The sequence below is a fragment of the Mycobacterium celatum genome, from assembly GCF_002101595.1.
Classification (GTDB): Bacteria; Actinomycetota; Actinomycetes; order Mycobacteriales; family Mycobacteriaceae; genus Mycobacterium; species Mycobacterium celatum.
On record NZ_LQOM01000046.1, the window covers coordinates 126916 to 143289 of the forward strand.

Annotated in this window: 17 protein-coding genes; 8 read left to right on the forward strand and 9 right to left on the reverse strand. The window is 67.0% G+C overall.

What is annotated here, in order from left to right:
* The first annotated feature begins 49 nt into the window (after nt 1–49).
* Entirely contained in the window at nt 50–994 is a 945-nt protein-coding gene (locus tag AWB95_RS19865) for a prephenate dehydrogenase (protein ID WP_062538398.1), read from the forward strand.
* Here the strand turns inward: AWB95_RS19865 and AWB95_RS19870 are convergent.
* The 5 genes from AWB95_RS19870 to AWB95_RS19890 are packed head-to-tail and all read right to left on the reverse strand — an operon-like array spanning nt 957 to nt 4998.
* On the reverse strand, nt 957–1562 hold the full coding sequence (locus tag AWB95_RS19870) for a putative glycolipid-binding domain-containing protein (protein WP_373280746.1): 606 nt from the start codon (nt 1560–1562) through the stop codon (nt 957–959). The genes AWB95_RS19865 and AWB95_RS19870 overlap by 38 nt on opposite strands.
* Nucleotides 1543–2289: an ABC transporter permease gene (locus AWB95_RS19875; RefSeq protein ID WP_062538392.1), complete on the reverse strand. Its 747-nt coding sequence runs from the start codon at nt 2287–2289 to the stop codon at nt 1543–1545. Before AWB95_RS19875 ends, AWB95_RS19870 begins: the two co-directional genes overlap by 20 nt.
* A complete protein-coding gene (locus AWB95_RS19880; protein WP_062538393.1) occupies nt 2286–2975 on the reverse strand; it encodes an ABC transporter permease in 690 nt (229 codons plus the stop codon). The genes AWB95_RS19875 and AWB95_RS19880 overlap by 4 nt, the downstream gene beginning before the upstream one ends.
* Before the next feature lie 2 nt (nt 2976–2977).
* On the reverse strand, nt 2978–4072 hold the full coding sequence (locus tag AWB95_RS19885; protein WP_062538394.1) for an ABC transporter ATP-binding protein: 1095 nt from the start codon (nt 4070–4072) through the stop codon (nt 2978–2980).
* A complete protein-coding gene (locus AWB95_RS19890; protein WP_062538395.1) occupies nt 4069–4998 on the reverse strand; it encodes an ABC transporter substrate-binding protein in 930 nt (309 codons plus the stop codon). Before AWB95_RS19890 ends, AWB95_RS19885 begins: the two co-directional genes overlap by 4 nt.
* Nucleotides 4999–5060: 62 nt before the next feature.
* On the opposite strand from AWB95_RS19890, the gene AWB95_RS19895 reads away from it, so the two are divergent.
* On the forward strand, nt 5061–5408 hold the full coding sequence (locus AWB95_RS19895) for a LapA family protein (RefSeq protein WP_062538396.1): 348 nt from the start codon (nt 5061–5063) through the stop codon (nt 5406–5408).
* Here the strand turns inward: AWB95_RS19895 and AWB95_RS19900 are convergent.
* Entirely contained in the window at nt 5405–6010 is a 606-nt protein-coding gene (locus AWB95_RS19900) for a histidine phosphatase family protein (protein ID WP_062538397.1), read from the reverse strand. The two genes, AWB95_RS19895 and AWB95_RS19900, sit on opposite strands and share 4 nt — an antisense overlap.
* Before the next feature lie 83 nt (nt 6011–6093).
* Here AWB95_RS19900 and AWB95_RS19905 point away from each other — a divergent pair, with 83 nt between their 5' ends.
* From AWB95_RS19905 to AWB95_RS19925, 5 genes are all read left to right on the forward strand, one after another.
* Nucleotides 6094–7104: a phosphotransferase family protein gene (locus AWB95_RS19905; RefSeq protein WP_085168552.1), complete on the forward strand. Its 1011-nt coding sequence runs from the start codon at nt 6094–6096 to the stop codon at nt 7102–7104.
* Nucleotides 7101–7865 (forward strand): SDR family NAD(P)-dependent oxidoreductase, encoded by a 765-nt coding sequence (locus AWB95_RS19910; protein ID WP_062540686.1) that lies wholly within the window; start codon nt 7101–7103, stop codon nt 7863–7865. The genes AWB95_RS19905 and AWB95_RS19910 overlap by 4 nt, the downstream gene beginning before the upstream one ends.
* Nucleotides 7866–7932: 67 nt before the next feature.
* Nucleotides 7933–9216 (forward strand): acyl-CoA dehydrogenase family protein, encoded by a 1284-nt coding sequence (locus tag AWB95_RS19915; RefSeq protein ID WP_062540685.1) that lies wholly within the window; start codon nt 7933–7935, stop codon nt 9214–9216.
* Nucleotides 9197–9811, forward strand: coding sequence for a TetR/AcrR family transcriptional regulator (locus tag AWB95_RS19920; protein ID WP_062540684.1), 615 nt, complete (start codon nt 9197–9199; stop codon nt 9809–9811). Before AWB95_RS19915 ends, AWB95_RS19920 begins: the two co-directional genes overlap by 20 nt.
* Complete coding sequence (locus AWB95_RS19925) at nt 9811–10782, forward strand: NADPH:quinone oxidoreductase family protein (RefSeq protein WP_062540683.1); 972 nt, start codon at nt 9811–9813, stop codon at nt 10780–10782. Before AWB95_RS19920 ends, AWB95_RS19925 begins: the two co-directional genes overlap by 1 nt.
* A 5-nt stretch (nt 10783–10787) precedes the next feature.
* On the opposite strand, the gene AWB95_RS19930 is transcribed toward AWB95_RS19925, so the two are convergent.
* Nucleotides 10788–12617 (reverse strand): alkyl/aryl-sulfatase, encoded by a 1830-nt coding sequence (locus tag AWB95_RS19930; RefSeq protein WP_232315712.1) that lies wholly within the window; start codon nt 12615–12617, stop codon nt 10788–10790.
* 177 nt (nt 12618–12794) lie between these two features.
* On the opposite strand from AWB95_RS19930, the gene AWB95_RS19935 reads away from it, so the two are divergent.
* Nucleotides 12795–13241 (forward strand): lipoprotein LpqH, encoded by a 447-nt coding sequence (locus tag AWB95_RS19935; RefSeq protein ID WP_084707189.1) that lies wholly within the window; start codon nt 12795–12797, stop codon nt 13239–13241.
* Nucleotides 13242–13248: 7 nt separating this feature from the next.
* Here the strand turns inward: AWB95_RS19935 and AWB95_RS19940 are convergent, their stop codons facing one another.
* Both AWB95_RS19940 and AWB95_RS19945 read right to left on the reverse strand, forming a co-directional pair.
* Complete coding sequence (locus tag AWB95_RS19940) at nt 13249–15108, reverse strand: ArnT family glycosyltransferase (RefSeq protein ID WP_084707188.1); 1860 nt, start codon at nt 15106–15108, stop codon at nt 13249–13251.
* Nucleotides 15108–16355 (reverse strand): bifunctional glycosyltransferase family 2/GtrA family protein, encoded by a 1248-nt coding sequence (locus tag AWB95_RS19945; RefSeq protein WP_062540679.1) that lies wholly within the window; start codon nt 16353–16355, stop codon nt 15108–15110. Before AWB95_RS19945 ends, AWB95_RS19940 begins: the two co-directional genes overlap by 1 nt.
* Nucleotides 16356–16374: the final 19 nt, after the last annotated feature.

Here is a 16374-nt window from a genome sequence, read left to right on the forward strand (position 1 = left end):
GCGAACTTGCCGCGAAATGTGCCAACCTTGAGGTGTGGCAAAGACACCGGTGTGCGTACTTGGGCTGGGGCTGATCGGCGGATCGATCATGCGGGCCGCGGCCTCGGCAGACTACGAGGTTTTCGGCTACAACCGCTCCGTCGAGGGCGTCCAGGCGGCCCGCTTCGACGGGTTCGACGCCACCACCGATCTCAGCGAGGCCCTGACCCGCGCCGCCGAGGCGGGCGCGTTGATCGTGCTGGCCGTACCGATGCCGGCTTTGCCGTCGCTGCTCGCCCACATCGCCGACTTGGCACCGGACTGTCCGCTCACCGATGTCACCAGCGTGAAAAGCGCGGTGCTCGACGAGGTCACCGCCGCCGGTCTGCGAGCTCGCTTTGTCGGTGGCCACCCGATGACCGGAACCGCGCACTCGGGTTGGGCGGCCGGACATGTCCGGTTGTTCAGCGGGGCGCCCTGGGTGGTCAGCGTCGACGACCACGTCGACCCTGCGGTGTGGACGTTGGTGATGACGTTGGCACTGGACTGCGGCTCGGTTGTGGTGCCGGCCCGCTCCGACGAGCACGACGCAGCCGCGGCCGCGATCTCGCACCTGCCGCATCTGCTCGCCGAGTCGCTGGCCGTCACCGCCGCCGAGGTCCCGCTGGCCTTCGCGCTGGCCGCCGGGTCGTTCCGCGACGGCACCAGGGTGGCGGTCACCGCGCCGGATCTGGTCCGCGCTATGTGTGAAGCCAACGCCGGCCAGGTTCTACCGATGGTGGACCGCTTCATCGAAATACTCAGCAATGCGCGGGATTCATTGGCGCACAACAACTCTGTGGCCGAGCTCGTCGAAGCCGGGCACGCCGCACGCACCCGCTACGACAGCTTCTCGCGGCCAGAGATCGTCACCGTCTTCGTCGGCGCCGAGAATTGGCGCGACGAACTTGCCGCCGCCGGACGAGCCGGTGGGGTGATCAGATCCGCTCTGCCAAGCCTGGATAGTCCACGATGAAGCCGTCGGTGTCGACCAACAAAGTGGTGTCGGAGACCGGCGATTTCACCTTGACCTCCCCGATGCTGGCCGAACTGGCGTTGCTGTAGGTGACGACTGCTGACGTGATGGACATGTCGGGCAGCCCCAGATAGATCACGGGAACGATGATCGAGTCGGGCCGCTCGTGCAGGCCGTGACGTCGGATCGGCAAGGTATTGAAGAACGGGCTGAACACCACGTCGACGTCGAGAGCGCCGTCGAAGGCCGCCCGCGACTCCCCCGCGTGGTCCGTGACCAGCCACATGTTCTCCTCGTCGCGCGCGATGGAGAGCTGGCGCTCCCGCTCGGCCAGTGTCACCGTCAACCCGAATCGCTTGGTGGCGCCGGTCTCATCGGTCTGCAGGTCGTAGTAGGCGCCGAACGCCGGTTGGGTGTCGGTGGCCGCGGCGACAATACGGCCGTTGGCCTTGATTCGATTGCCGGACAACTGCACCCGTACCGATTCCATGCGGTAGCAGTCGGGCGCGCGCCAGGTCAGCATCGCCGGCCAGGTGCTCGACGTCGCATCACGAGGGGCTGGGCTCACGCGCTATACCGTAGGCGACCGGGTCGGGTGTCGAACAGTCCGGCTGTCTGGTCGGCACGAGCCGTCGCGGCCGGCCGGTGCCCGGCACCGACACCCACACCGCGAACGCCAGTGCGGCATCGAGGATCAACGCCAAAGCGGCTACCAGCAGCGCGCCCACCAGCGCGATGTGGAACTGGCGCACCTTGATGCCGTCGATCAGGTAGCGGCCCAGCCCGCCCAGGCTGGCGTAGGCCGCCACCGTCGCGGTGGCCACCACCTGCAGGGTGGCGGTGCGCAGCCCGCCGACGATCAGCGGCAGCGCGTTCGGCACCTCGACGCGCAGCAGCACCCGCAGCTCGGTCATGCCCATCGAGCGGGCGGCGTCGACGACCTTCGGATCGACGTTGGACACCCCGGCGTAGGTGCCGGCCAGCAGCGGCGGGATGCCCAGCAGCATCAGCGCGACGATCGGCGGTCCCAGCCCCAAACCCCAGACCAGCACGGCGAACAACAGCACGCCAAGGGTGGGCAGCGCACGCAGCGCGTTGATCGCGGTGACCACTACCAGCGCGCCGCGACCGGAGTGCCCGATGGCCAACCCGATCGGGATGGCGATCAGCGCCGACGCCGTGACCGCCAGCGCGGTGTATTCCAGGTGCTCCAGTGTCCGGACCGCCAGCCCGTCCGGCCCGGTCCAGTTGGCGGCGGTGAAGAGGTAGGACAGTGCCTGGGCGAGAAAGTTCATCGCGAGCCGCCCACGATCGGAGCCCGCAGGGGGCGGATGGGCCGGCTCATCCGCGAGGTGCGCTGCCACGGTGTGGCAAGCCGGCCGGCCAGCGCGATCAGCATGTCGATGACGACCGCCAGCCCGAAGATCGCGATGATGCCGGCGACCACTTGGTCGCTCTTGTCGGCCTGATAGCCCTCGGTGAACCAGGTGCCCAGGCCGCCGATGCCGATCACCGCGCCGACCGAGACCATCGAGATATTCGTCACCACGACGACCCGCAGTCCGGCGACCAGGACCGGAATAGCCAGCGGCAGTTCGACTTTCAGCATTCTGCTGCTCGGCCGGTAGCCGACCGCGGTGGCGGCGTCCCGCACCTGCTGCGGGACTGCGTCCAGCGCCTCGAGGACCGCTCGCACCAGCAGCGCCGTCGTGTAAAGCGTCAGCGCCACAATGACGTTCGCCTCGTCGAGGATGCGCGTCGGGATCAGCAGCGGTAAGAGCACGAACAGCGCCAGCGACGGGATGGTGAACACGATGCTCGCGGTCACGGTGGTCAGCCGCCGCAGCGTGGTCCGGCGTTGCACCGCCACACCCAGCGGCAGTGCGATCGCCAGCCCGAGCAGCACCGGCACCAGCGACAGCCGCAGGTGAATCACCGTCAGCGTCCGAGCCGCCGGCAGGTGGGTGAGCAGGTAATGCACGGTTAGTCCCGCCGCCGCGACTCCAGTGCGGCCAACACATCGGTGGCCAGCACTCCGCCGATGACCTTGCCCGCCTTGTCCACTGCCACGCCCAGCATGGACGGCGAAGCCAGCGCGGCGTCCAATGCCTGGCTGAGGTTTCCGTCCGGGCGCAACTGCGAACCGACGGCGGTCACGCTGTCCGACAACGACGCGCCGTCGCGGTACAGCCGCAGGCCTGCCGCGTCGATCCATCCCAGCGGCCTGCCGTCCTGGTGAACCACCAGCGTCCAGTCGTCACGCAATTGCGCGGTGCCGACCTCGGATTCCGCGATCCGTGGAATGTCGTGCAACGGCAGGCCGTCAGCATCCAGGCACTGCAGCCACCGGTAGCCGCGGCCGAGACCGATGAAGCTCGATACGAAATCGTTGGCCGGACGCGACAACAGCCGCGCGGGTTCGTCGTACTGCTGCAGCGAACCGCCCGGACCGAACACCGCGATGAAATCTGCCAGCCGGACCGCCTCGTCGATGTCGTGCGTGACGAACACGATGGTTTTGCGTAATTCGCCTTGCAGGCGCACGATTTCGCGTTGCAGCTCGCGGCGGACAATCGGGTCGACGGCGGAAAACGGCTCGTCCATCAGCAGAATCGGCGGGTCGGCCGCCAATGCTCGGGCGACGCCGACGCGTTGCTGTTCGCCGCCCGAGAGCTGCGCGGGATAGCGGCTAGCCAGCTTGGGGTCCAGCCCGACCCGCTCCAGCACTTGGTAGGCGGCTTGGCGCGCGGACCGGCGCGACTGGCCCTTGAGCACGGGCACGGTCGCGACGTTGTCGATCACCCGTTGATGCGGCATCAGGCCCGCGCCCTGGATGACGTAGCCGATCCCCAGGCGTAGTTTCACCGGATCGATGCCCGCCACGTCGGCGCCGTCGACGGTGACGGTGCCCGACGTGGGCTCGATCATCCGGTTGATCATCCGCATGGAGGTGGTCTTGCCACAACCCGACGGGCCGACGAAGACAGTCAGCGCCCCCTTCGGCACGTCCAGGGACAGACGGTCGACGGCGACGGTGCCGTCGGGGTAGACCTTGCTGACCTCCTCGAAGCCGATCATTCCCGGACCGGGTGGTCGAAGCCGTTGTCTCGCACCCACTTTCTCGCGGCCTCGTCGGGGTCGACACCGGAGTTGCCGGCGACCGCCATGTTGAGTTGCGCCAGCCCGGCGGTGCTGAGTTTGGCCGACACCGCATCGAGCACATCTTTGAGACGGTCCGACTTCTTCTGCGAGTTGACCAGCGGCACAATGTTGCCCGCCAGGAAATTGTGCTCGGGATCGTCGAGCACAACCAGATGATTTTGTGGTATGGCCGGCGAGGTGCTGAAGATGTTGGCCGCGTTGACCGTTCCGTCCAGCAGCGCGCGTACCGTCACCGCGCCGCCGCCGTCGCTGATCGCGACGAAGTTGCCGGGACCGACGTCCAGGCCGTACTTCTGCCGCAGCCCCATCAGTCCCGACGGCCGGCTCTGAAACGCCGACGGCGCCGCGAAGCGCACCTCGGCCGAATGCGGAGCCAGGTCGGCGATGGTTTTGAGATTCCACATGGCGGCGGTGGCGGCGGTCACGGTGACCGTGTCGGTGTCCGATGCGGGCGACGGCGTCAAGATCGACAAGTCGCCCGGCAGCCGTTTGTAGAGCTCCAATTCGACGGCGTCGAGCATGGTCACCGTCGCGTCGGGCTGAAAATACAGCAGCAGGTTGCCGATGTACTCGGGAACCAAGTCGATCGAATGGTCTTTGAGCGCCGGGATATACGTTTCGCGGCTGCCGATCCCCAGCCGGCGCCCGACATCGAAACCGTTGGCCTGCAACGCCTGTGCATAGATCTCGGCAACGATCTTAGATTCGGGAAAGTCGGCCGACCCGACGACGATCGACTTCATGCTGCCCGACATTCCCCCAAGCGGGTTGGAACTGCCGCAGCCTGCCACCACAAGGCACGTCGCAAGCCACACCGCCGCGCGGCGTCGCAGCGTGCCCATACTTGCCGACACTATCGCCAGAAGCTGTGCCACAGGGCGGTGATTCCTGCAAAGATGGCACTATGAGCAGCGATCCACCTGTATCGCCCGATCAGCCGCCTCCGACCGAAGTACCGGCGCGCGACGCCGCCAAACCACCGTCGGGTTCGCCGGTGATGTTCACCCGGGCCGGCGCGGTGTGGACGGCGCTGACCGTCGGGTTCCTGATTCTGATCGTGCTGCTGATCTTCATCACCCAGAACACGGCGTCGGCACAGTTCCAATTTCTGGGCTGGCACTGGAGCCTGCCGCTGGGGGTGGCCATTCTGCTGGCGGCGGTGTGCGGCGGGCTGATCACGGTGCTGGCCGGGACCGCGCGGATCTACCAGTTGCGCCGGGCGGCGAAGAAGCACGCCTCGGGTCGGCGTTAACGCTGGTTCCGGGGCAGCAGGTCCCATACGTGTTCGGTGCAGTTGACCGCCGCGACGCTGGCCTGCCCGGACCGCGAGAACAGCAGGCGGGTCACCGACACGTAGTCGATCGGAAACGACAACAGCCGCCGGGTGCCCAGGATTTCGTGTAGCACCACGTTGATCACCCCGCCGTGGCTGAACACCGCCACGGTGTCGTCGGGATCGGCCGCTGCGACGACGTCGTCGACGGCGGCGTTCACGCGGGCGCGGAAAGCGACCTCGTCGACCGAGCTGGGTAACCGCCCCTCGGCCATCCGCGCCCACTCCTGAGGTTTCTCCTCGCGGATCTGCTCGATGGGGATGTAGACGGGGAGCTCGCGGTCGTATTCGGCGAACCGTTCGTCGACGTGGACGGCGAGGTCGCGTGCGGCGGCGACCGGTTCGGCGGTCTGGATGGCGCGTCGTTGCGGACTGCTGACCACCCGGGTGATCGGAAAGCGGGCCAGCGCCCCGGGCAGCCTTTCGGTCTGCGTGAACCCCTCGTCGGACAGGTCGGGGTCGGACCCTTGGCCGGGTTCGCTACGAAGCGGCAGGGCATGCCGGACCAGGAGCAGTTGCATCCGCTCAGCCTCGCACCCGGGGCGAAGTGCTCTCGCACGCAGGCGGAGAATGCTATTCTCTGCACGGAGAGTGAGGTGTGCGGATGCTGGACGCAGGCGTGCTCGGTCGCTGGCTGGATGCAAATGACGTACCGGCCGCCGGCGAGGAACCGGCGTTGAAGCCGCTGTCCGGTGGCTCGCAGAACACGCTGTATCTGGTCGAGCGCGGCGGCGAGCGGATGGTGCTGCGGATGCCGGGCGCCCGCGCGGACGCCGCCCGGATCGACGGCGTGCGGCGCGAGATCCGGCTGGTGCGGGCCCTGTCCGGCACCGATGTGCCGCATGCCGCGCTGATCGCCGCCGACGATGCCGGCGATCTGCTCGGCATGCCCTTCTACGTCATGCAGGCGATCGACGGGTGGAGCCCGATGGACGGCGGCTGGCCGGCGCCGTTCGACACCGACCTGGCGGCGCGGCGGGAGTTGGCGTTCGAACTCGTCGGCGGTGCGGCACGGCTGGGCCGGGTGGACTGGCATGCGCAGGGGCTGGAGGGCTTCGGCCGTCCGGACGGTTTCCACGAGCGGCAAGTCGACCGCTGGCTGGCCTTTCTGGACGCCTATCGGGTGCGCGAGCTTCCAGGCCTCGACGAGGCCGCCGACTGGTTGCGCCGCAACCGGCCCAGCCACTACACGCCGGGCATCATGCACGGCGACTATCAGTTCGCCAATGTGATGTTCGCGCACGGGGCTCCGGCCAGGCTGGCCGCGATCGTGGACTGGGAGATGACCACCATCGGCGACCCGCTGCTTGACCTGGCGTGGTGCCTGCTGGGCTACGACGGCGAACACCCGCGCGCCGACGGGTTTTATCTGGACATGGCTGGCATGCCGGCGCGCAGCGAACTGCTCGAGCATTACGAGAACATCAGCGGACTGTCGACCGAGAACATCGACTACTACCTGGTGCTGGCCAACTGGAAGCTCGGCATCGTGCTGGAAAAGACCTACGCTGCCGGTGTGCTTACCGGAAAGGTCGACCCGAAGATCACCGAGGCGTTCGGTCCGATGATCCTGCAGCTGATCGCCACGGCGGCCGAATTGGCGCGTTCGAAATGAGCTACGCCGAGCAGCTTTTCGATCTGACCGATCGGGTGGTTCTGATCACCGGCGGCAGCCGCGGACTCGGCCGGGAAATGGCGTTCGGGGTGGCCCGCTGCGGCGCCGACGTGGTGATCGCCAGCCGCAACATGGACAACTGCGTGTCCACCGCCAAGGAGATCGAGGCCGAAACCGGACGGACCGCCATGCCGTATCAGGTACATGTCGGGCGGTGGGACCAACTCGACGGCCTCGTCGACGCGACCTACGACCGGTTCGGCAAGATCGACACGCTGATCAACAACGCCGGCATGTCCCCGCTCTACGACACGCTGACCGACGTCACCGAGAAGCTGTTCGACGCCGTCGTCAACCTCAACCTCAAAGGACCGTTCCGGTTGTCGGCGTTGGTCGGTGAGCGCATGGTCGCTGCCGGGAGCGGTTCGATCATCAACGTCAGCACCGCCGGCTCGCTGCGCCCGACGCCGGACATCATCCCCTACGCAGCAGCCAAGGCCGGGCTCAACGCTATGACCGAGGCGCTGGCCAAAGCGTTCGGGCCGACGGTGCGGGTCAACACGCTGATGGCCGGCCCGTTTCTGACGGACGTCAGCAAGGCGTGGGGTCTGGAGCAGGCGACCGAAAACCCCTTCCGGCACCTGTCGTTGCAGCGAGCCGGTGATCCGGCCGAAATTGTCGGGGCCGCTTTGTTTTTGGCCTCGGACGCGTCCAGCTTCACCACCGGCTCGACCGTGCGGGCCGACGGCGGGATCCCCTGAGCGGCGATCACAAGCGCGGCGAAGCCGGGCGCAGTGGGTCGCCGCCAATCAACCTAGGAGTTGCGACATGGCATGGGACTTCTCCACCGAGCCGGAGTTCGAGAAGAAGCTGGACTGGATCCGGGAGTTCGTCCGCGAAGAGGTCGAGCCGCTGGAGGTGCTCTTCCCGGGATGCGAGTTCCTGCCGCTGACCGACGAGCGTCGCCGCATCGTCGACCCGCTCAAACAACAAGTCCGCGACCAAGGATTGTGGGCCCCGCACCTCGGGCCTGAACTCGGCGGGCAGGGCTTCGGGGCGGTCAAGCTGACGCTGATCAACGAGATCCTGGGACGCAGCCCGTGGGCGCCGATCGTATTCGGCACCCAGGCACCGGACACCGGCAACGCCGAAATCCTGGCCCGCTTCGGCACCCAGGAGCAAAAGGACCGCTACCTGGCCGGGTTGCTGTCCGGCGAGATCTTCTCGTGCTTCTCGATGACGGAGCCGCAGGGCGGCGCCGACCCCCGCGTATTCACCACCCGCGCGGTCAAAGACGGTGACGAGTGGGTGATCACCGGGCGAAAATACTTCTCCTCCAACGCCTCCGTCGCATCGTTTTTCATCGTCGTCGCGATCACCGACCCGGACGTGCCGGTGCACCGCGGGGCGTCGACGTTCCTGATCCCGGCCGGCACGCCCGGCCTGGTCGTGGAAGCCACCCATCATCTGACCGGCGCGCTCCCGCATGAGCCCGGTCATTCGCTGGTGCGCTACGACAACGTTCGGGTGCCATCCGACGCGCTGCTCGGCGAACCCGGGCAGGGCTTCTTGATCCTGCAGACCCGCCTGGCCGGGGGCCGGCTGCATCACGCGATGCGCTCGATCGGCATGGCCCAGCGCGCCATCGACATGATGGCGCGACGCGCGAAAAGCCGTTTCACCCAAGGCAGTTCGCTGGCCGACAAGCAGCTGGTGCAGGCGTTTATCGCCGACTCCTACACCGAACTGATGCCATTCCGGTTGGCGGTGCTGCATGCCGCGTGGCTGTGCGACACCGCGGGCGAACATGCGGCCCGCACTGAGATCGGCGCGTGCAAGATCCTGGCGTCGCAGGTACTCAAGTCGATCGGGCTGCGCGCGATTCAAGTCCACGGCGCGTTGGGGCTGACCGACCAATTGCCGTTGACCAATGTGCTGCTCGGCGGTGTGGCGCTCGGGCTGGCCGACGGGCCCACCGAGGCACACAAGGTGAACCTGGCCCGGATGCTGCTGAAGGATTACGAGGCCGAGGACCCGGAATGGCCCAGCGAGATGCTCGACGTCCGCCGCGACGCCGCGCGTGCGAAGTACGGTGACCTCGTTGACCAGTAGCCGGCTCACGGCGGCCGTCGAGCGCGCGCTCGACGAACGTCAGCGCGAGGCCACCGAGGAGGTCGAGCGGATCTTGGCCGCGGCGGTGCGGGTGATGGAACGGGCTGCCCCCGATCCGCCGCGGGTCAGCGACATCGTCGCCGAGGCGGGATCGTCGAACAAGGCGTTCTACCGGTACTTCGCCGGCAAGGACGATCTCATTCTGGCGGTCATGGAGCGCGGTGTGGGCATCGTGGTCTCCTACCTTGCGCATCAGATGGCCAAAGAGCCGACGCCGCAAGGCAAAATCGCACGGTGGATCGAAGGTGTGCTGGCCCAAGTCGCCGATCCGCACCTGCTGAGCATGAGCCGGGCGGCGGCCGGGCAGATGTCGGCGACCGCCAACGCTGGCGAGGAGGTCATGCGGCCGATGCGTGACCTGCTGACCGAACCTGTTGCCGCGCTGGGCAGTAACGACGTCAAGCGTGATGCCGACGCGGTGTTCTACTGCACCGCCACAACGTTACGCCGCTACCTGGATTCGTCCGCTCGTCCCAGTCGCGACGACGTCGATCATTTGGTCCAGTTCTGCTTGCGCGGCTTGGGCGTGACGTAATGCGAGCCGTTGTCTGCCGTCGGTACGGTCCGCCGGAAGACCTTGTCATCGATGAGGTTCCCGACCCGACGCCGCGCCCCGGCGAGGTGGTGGTGCGGGTGCGGGCCGCGGCGGTGAACTTCCCCGACGTGCTGCTGATCGACGGCAAATATCAGGTCAGGATTCCGGTGCCGTTCACGCCGGGCAGTGAACTGGCCGGCGACGTGGTAGCCGTGGGCGAAGGCGTCAACCTCGCGCCGGGCGAGCGGGTGAGTGGTACCGCGTTCGTGGGGGCGTTCGCCGAACAGGCATTGCTGCCCGCCGAGGCGGTGTCGACCATTCCTGATGGCGCGGATTACGCTGCCGCGGCCGCGTTCGGCGTCGCCTACCGCACCGCCTATCACGCCCTGCGATCGGTTGCCCAAGTCGCAGAAGGCGATTGGGTGGTGGTTCTCGGCGCAGCCGGCGGGGTCGGGCTGGCCGCGGTCGACCTGGCGGTCGCGATGAAGGCCCGGGTACTGGCCGCGGCGTCGACCGAGGAGAAGCTCGAGGTGTGCCGGCGGCGTGGCGCCGAGGCGACAGTCGACTACGACCGTGAGGATCTGAAGTCCCGCATCCGCGAACTCACCGGCGACGGTGCGCGCGTTGTCCTCGATCCCGTCGGTGGGCCCTATTCGGAGCCGGCCCTACGAGGACTCGGCCGCGGCGGCGTCTTTGTGACGCTGGGCTACGCCGCGGGAGCGATTCCGGCGATACCACTCAATCTCGTGCTGCTGAAGGGCATCACGATCCGCGGCATGGAGATCCGTACGTTTCTCGGTGACCATCCGGTCGAGGCGGAGCGCGACATGGCCGAGCTGAGAGCGATGTTGGCCGACGGGCGCATCCGGCCCTACATCGGTGCGCGGTTCGCGCTGGCCGACACTCCGGCGGCACTACGGTATGTGGCCGAACGCAAATCGATCGGCAAGGTCGTCATCGAGGTCGATTGACAATGTCATGGCGTGACGATGTTGAACGCCGGGTCGGGCCGGTCGAGGACACCCAGCAGCGCCTGCAGCGTCGTCTGATCGCCGGAAAGCTCCAGGCCCGGTGAGGTGAAATCGCCTGCGGCGGCGGCCAGCAGTCGGTCCTTGGTGTCCAGCCGCGCCGTCGCGTCCGCGGTCGCGGAGTCGGCGGGCAGTTTGCGATAGACCAGTACTCCGTTGCGCAAAGTGAGCCGGTAATTGGTGGCGAGATCGGCCAGGGTGATATCCAGTGTCAGATCCAAATCCCATGCGCGGGGCCCGTTGACGCTGATCGCCAGCGTGTCGAAGATCTGCTCCGGCGTCAGTTGGGACAGCAGCGATTGCGAGGTTGTCTGTGTCGCGGTCCCGAAGTTGCCGTCGCGCAATTCGGCGGCTCCGCAGAGAAAGAAATTGCGCCATGTCGCGTTCTCGGCGCCATAAGCCAGCTGTTCCAGCGTGTCGGCGTAGAGGTGGCGCGCCGCGCCGTGCTGGCTGTCGGTGAACACCGCATGGTCGAGTAGTGTTGCCGCCCACCGAAAGTCACCGGAATCGAAAGCCTGCCGGGCCAGCCCGACGACACGGTCGACACCGCCCATGGCGTCGACGTAACGACTGGCCAGCGCCTCGGGAGGATGCGGCCACAACCGGGCCGGATTGCCGTCGAACCAGCCCATGTAGCGCTGGTAGACGGCCTTCACGTTGTGGCTGACCGACCCGTAGTAGCCGCGAGTATGCCATGCCTTCTCCAGCGCCGGTGGCATCTCGAACACTTCGGCGATCTCCGCGCCGGTGTAGCCCTGATTGAGTAGGCGCAGCGTCTGGTCGTGCAGATAGGCATACAGATCGCGCTGCAGCGACAGGAACTCGACGATCCGATCGCGCCCCCAGGTGGGCCAGTGGTGAGAGGCGAACACGACATCGGCGCGGGCGGCGAACATGTCGATCGCCTCGGTGAGATATCCCGACCACACGTGCGGGTCGCGCACCAGCGCGCCGCGCAGGGTCAGCAGGTTGTGCAGGTTATGGGTGGCGTTTTCTGCCATGCATAACGCCCGGAACTGCGGAAAGTAGAAATGCATTTCGGCGGGCGCTTCGGTGCCGGGCGCCATTTGGAATTCAATGTTCACTCCGTCGATCGTGTGCCTCTCACCGGTGGCGCGGATATCGACCGTCGGGACGATGAGCGCCACCTCGCCGGTCGACGGCGCCTGACCCAGCCCACAACCGACTTGGCCCTGCGGGCCGCGCGCCAGCATGGTGCCGTACATGTAGGTCGCGCGACGGGCCATCGCCGGGCCGGCGTAGACGTTTTCCTGCACGGCGTGCCGCGTGAATCCTTCGGGAGCCAGCACCGCTACTTTTCCCGCGTCCACGTCGGCTTGCGAGGTGACCCCGAGCACGCCGCCGAAATGGTCGACATGACTGTGGGTGTAGATCACCGCGACGACGGGGCGGTCCCCGCGATGGGCGCGATACAGTGCCAGCGCGGCGGCAGCAACTTCGGTGGAAACCAGTGGGTCGATCACGATGATCCCCGTATCGCCTTCGACGAAGCTGATGTTGGAGATGTCCATGCCGCGAACCTGGTAGATGCCCGGCACCACCTCGAAAAGGCCGTGTTTGGCGGTCAGCCTCGACTGGCGCCACAGGCTGGGATGCACCGATGTCGGTGCGTCACCGGTGAGAAACGAGTAAGCATCGTTGTCCCACACCACGCCGCCGGCGGCGGAGTTGACGACGCAGGGGTTCAGCGCGGCAATGAAACCGCGGTCGGCATCGGCGAAATCGGTTATGTCATCGATCGGCGGCTTGTGTTCCACCGTCATAACGGTGCCATCAATTCATCTGCGCCGGATCAAAACCGATCGAGCGAAAATAGCTTTGTGACGTGGCAATTAAATTTTTGTCGAATGTGATGCTCCTGATCTCGCCAAGCTGCATACTGCCGAAACGGTCCATCGATGTCGACAGGCCGCCACAACTACAAAGGAGCACGGGTGAAACGTTCAGTAACGATCGCTGCAGCAGCGACGGCGATCGTCGTCACGGGTTTGACGGGCTGTTCCGGCGGTGGAGGCCAAAAGGTCAGCACCAAGGGCCACGCCAAGGTGGTGGTCGACGGCCAGGATCAGAACGCCAAGGGTCAGGTCACCTGCCAAAAGGCGGCGGGAGAGCTCCAGATCGGGATCGGCCAGCCTGGCTCGTCGGGCGCCGTCGCAGTCCAGGCCACCGACGCCAATCCGCCCGTGGTTCATCAGATCGCATTGGGCACCGTCAACGGTGTGAACCTGGCATACCAGCAGGGAAGTCCCGGAGCCAGCGCCCAAGCGTCGAAGGACGGCGACGGCTACAAGTTCACCGGGACGGCAACCGGCGTCGACCCGTCAAATCCGATGGCAGGCATGGTGAGCAAGCCATTCGAGGTCGACGTGACCTGCCCGTAGCGCCAGGTCAACCGGCGAGGTCATAGACCGTCGTCCCGCCTACTTTCTGCGGTGTGTAGTGCGCCTTGACCCATTCCATAATGGCGGCGGCGGTGCCGGACGGTTTGCGCGGACCACCGGGTGCACCCGGATGCGCGCGGCCGTCGTCGGCAATGAAGTAGCGGATCTGACCCTCGGCAACATACTGCTGAAACTGGGCCAACGTCGGCGAGTTGTCCTGACCGCTGAAGCCGCCGATCGCCATCACCGACGTCGCGGTGCTCAGCTCGAGGCTATCGGTCATGTGTGAGCCGATTGTTGCTGCGGCCCACCGCTTGTCGGCAGCGGTCAGTAGTAGCGCGTCCAGGGCCTTGTTGTCGCCGACCTGTGGTCCCGGGCCGCCGGGGCCACGGTCCGACGCGCGCGCTGGCCCCGACCTGGGGATGGCGCCGCCGTGATAGACCGCGACGGCTTCCATCGTGTATGCCGCAGTACCGCCCAACCCGAACAACAGGCCGGCCGCGGCCAGCACGGCGGGGTACCGGCGTAGCGCAGGGCCGATCAGCAGTGCCGCTGCGACGGCGACGGTCCCGAGAAGCACGGTCCAGCGCAGCCAGGGCAGCCACTGCGGTGTGCGGTCCAGCAGGACGAAGTCCCACACACCGGTAGCAATGACCATGGCGCTCAGCGTGATTCGCGACGACACGTACTGCCGGCCCCGCCAGAGCTCCCGAGTCGAGATCGCCACGACGGCGGCGACCGCCGGTGCCAGCGCAACGGTGTAGTAGGGATGCATGATGCCCTGCATGTAGCTGAATACCAGCGCGGTCGCCAACAGCCAACCGCCCCACAGCAGCAATCCCGCCCGCAACCGGCTGGTCCGCGGCGCAGACCGCACGCACCACAGCATGGCGATCAGTCCGATCACCGCGGCGGGCAGCAACCAGGAAACCTCGGTCCCCATCGACGCCCCGAACAGCCTTGTGATGCCCGGTCCGCCACCGAACATCGGCGATCCGCCGCCCGGTTTGGCACCCGGGCCGTGGTTGCCGTCGCCGCCCAATACGCGGCCGACGCCGTTGTAGGCCAGCGCGAGCTGCAGCAGGCTGTTGTCGGTAGACCCACCGACGTAGGGTCGAGAATCCTTGGGCCACAGGCTCACCAGGGCAACCAGCCAGCCACCCGAGACCACCATGGCTGTCGCACCGATCAGCAGATCGCCGATTCGCTTCCACAGCGAACCCGGGGCGGCAACCAGCACCGCCACCGCCAGCGCCGGCACCACCAGGAAGGCCTCCATCATCTTGGTGAGGAAAGCGAACCCGAGCGCGGTTCCAGCGAGCGCAAGCCATCGACCGGATGACCCGTCAAGCGCACGGACCGCGCAGTAGCCGGCCGCGACCAGCAACAAGACCAGCAGCGCATCCGGGTTGTTGTAGCGAAACATCAAGGCCGCCACCGGAGTCAGCGCCAACACCGCTCCGGCCAGCAGGCCCGCGGCCGGACCGCCGACCCGTCGCACAGCGGCGTGCAGCAGGGCCACCGACCCGACGCCCATCAGAGCCTGCGGCACCAGCATCGACCACGTGCTGAAGCCGAACAGCCGTGCCGACAATCCCATCACCCACATCGCTGCCGGCGGCTTGTCGACCGTGATGGCGTTGCCCGAATCCAGCGAGCCGAAGAACAGCGCCTTCCAGCTTTGCGTGCCGGCCTGTACGGCGGCGGCGTAGAACTCGTTGGCATAGCCCACAGCGCTCAGGTCCCACAGGTAGAGCACCGCCGTCGCCGCCAGCAGCGCCCACAGCGCACGGCGCTCCCATCGCGGTCGCCGCGAATCGGCGGGCGGCGCCGAAATCGCCTCCGGTGCAACGTCTGCCACCAGCATCATCGCAGTTCCTCCTTGTCTGCGCGGCCGGGATGGAACACCCACCCGCGCAGTAGTACGAATCGCACCACGGTCGCGGCCAGATTGGCCAGCACCAAGACGGCGAGCTCGAGCAGCCGCGGCGGATCGGTGACATTGTGCAGCATGGCCAACGCCCCGCTGGTCAGCCCCAAGCCGACCGCGAACACCACCAGGCCCTCGAACTGATGGCGGGCCGCTCCCGCACGGCCGCGCACGCCGAACGTGAAGCGGCGGTTGGCCGCAGTGTTGGCCAGCGCCGTCGCCAACAGTGCGATCAGGTTGGCGGGCTGCGCGCCCAGCGGGTGCAGCAACAGAAACAGCGCCAGGTAGGCCAGCGTGCTGAGGGCCCCGATCACGCCGAAATGCACGGTCTGGCCCAGCAACGACCGGGACGCACCGGCGCCGCGGCCGAACTGTGCGCCGATTGCCTGGACCGGTATCTCGCCGCGCGCAAAGCCTTTGACCAGCCTGGCAATTCCCTTGAGGTCGGCCAACGCCGTCGCGATGATGTCCACACGGCTGTCGGGGTCATCGATCCAATCCACCGGTACTTCGTGGATCCGCAACCCGCTGCGTTCGGCCAGCACCAGCAGCTCGGTGTCGAAGAACCAACCGGTGTCGCGCACGTACGGAAGCAGCCGTCGCGCGACGTCCGAGCGGATTGCCTTGAACCCGCATTGGGCGTCCGAGAACCGGGCGGCCAGTGTCGATCGCAGGATCAGGTTGTAGCAGCGCGAAATCGCCTCGCGCTTGGCGCCTCTCACGACGCGCGACCCGTGGTCGAGCCGCGTCCCGATTGCCAAGTCGGAATGCCCGGAGATCAGCGGCGCCACCAGCGGTGCCAGCGCGGCGAGGTCGGTCGACAGGTCGACGTCCATGTAGGCTAGCACCGGCGCATCCGACTCCTCCCACACCACATGCAGGGCGCGGCCACGGCCCTTCTGCTCCAGCCGGATTGCCCGCACCTCGGCCAGTTCGCCGGCCAGCGCCTCCGCGATCAGCGGTGTGGCATCGACGCTGGCGTTGTCGGCGATCGTGATCCGGAACGTGAACGGAAAGTCGCGGGTCAGGTGCTCGTGAAGGCGGTGAATCGAATCTGCAAGGGCCGCTTGCTCGTTGTATACCGGCACGACAATGTCGAGTACCGGTACGCCCCGCTCCGCGGCGATCAGGGCGGCGCTGGGCCGGGCTTTGGCCCGCTCGCCGGTCGATGCGATCGTGGTCATGGATCCGATCGTCGGCGAC

Coding starts and splice junctions, on each gene's coding strand:
- AWB95_RS19885 (WP_062538394.1), bottom strand. CDS start 4,072: ATGATCGGCTTCGAGGAGGTCAGCAAGGTCTACCCCGACGGCACCGTC.
- AWB95_RS19945 (WP_062540679.1), bottom strand. CDS start 16,355: ATGACCACGATCGCATCGACCGGCGAGCGGGCCAAAGCCCGGCCCAGC.
- AWB95_RS19905 (WP_085168552.1), top strand. CDS start 6,094: ATGCTGGACGCAGGCGTGCTCGGTCGCTGGCTGGATGCAAATGACGTA.
- AWB95_RS19940 (WP_084707188.1), bottom strand. CDS start 15,108: ATGCTGGTGGCAGACGTTGCACCGGAGGCGATTTCGGCGCCGCCCGCC.
- AWB95_RS19915 (WP_062540685.1), top strand. CDS start 7,933: ATGGCATGGGACTTCTCCACCGAGCCGGAGTTCGAGAAGAAGCTGGAC.
- AWB95_RS19925 (WP_062540683.1), top strand. CDS start 9,811: ATGCGAGCCGTTGTCTGCCGTCGGTACGGTCCGCCGGAAGACCTTGTC.
- AWB95_RS19895 (WP_062538396.1), top strand. CDS start 5,061: ATGAGCAGCGATCCACCTGTATCGCCCGATCAGCCGCCTCCGACCGAA.
- AWB95_RS19910 (WP_062540686.1), top strand. CDS start 7,101: ATGAGCTACGCCGAGCAGCTTTTCGATCTGACCGATCGGGTGGTTCTG.
- AWB95_RS19875 (WP_062538392.1), bottom strand. CDS start 2,289: ATGAACTTTCTCGCCCAGGCACTGTCCTACCTCTTCACCGCCGCCAAC.
- AWB95_RS19890 (WP_062538395.1), bottom strand. CDS start 4,998: ATGGGCACGCTGCGACGCCGCGCGGCGGTGTGGCTTGCGACGTGCCTT.
- AWB95_RS19900 (WP_062538397.1), bottom strand. CDS start 6,010: ATGCAACTGCTCCTGGTCCGGCATGCCCTGCCGCTTCGTAGCGAACCC.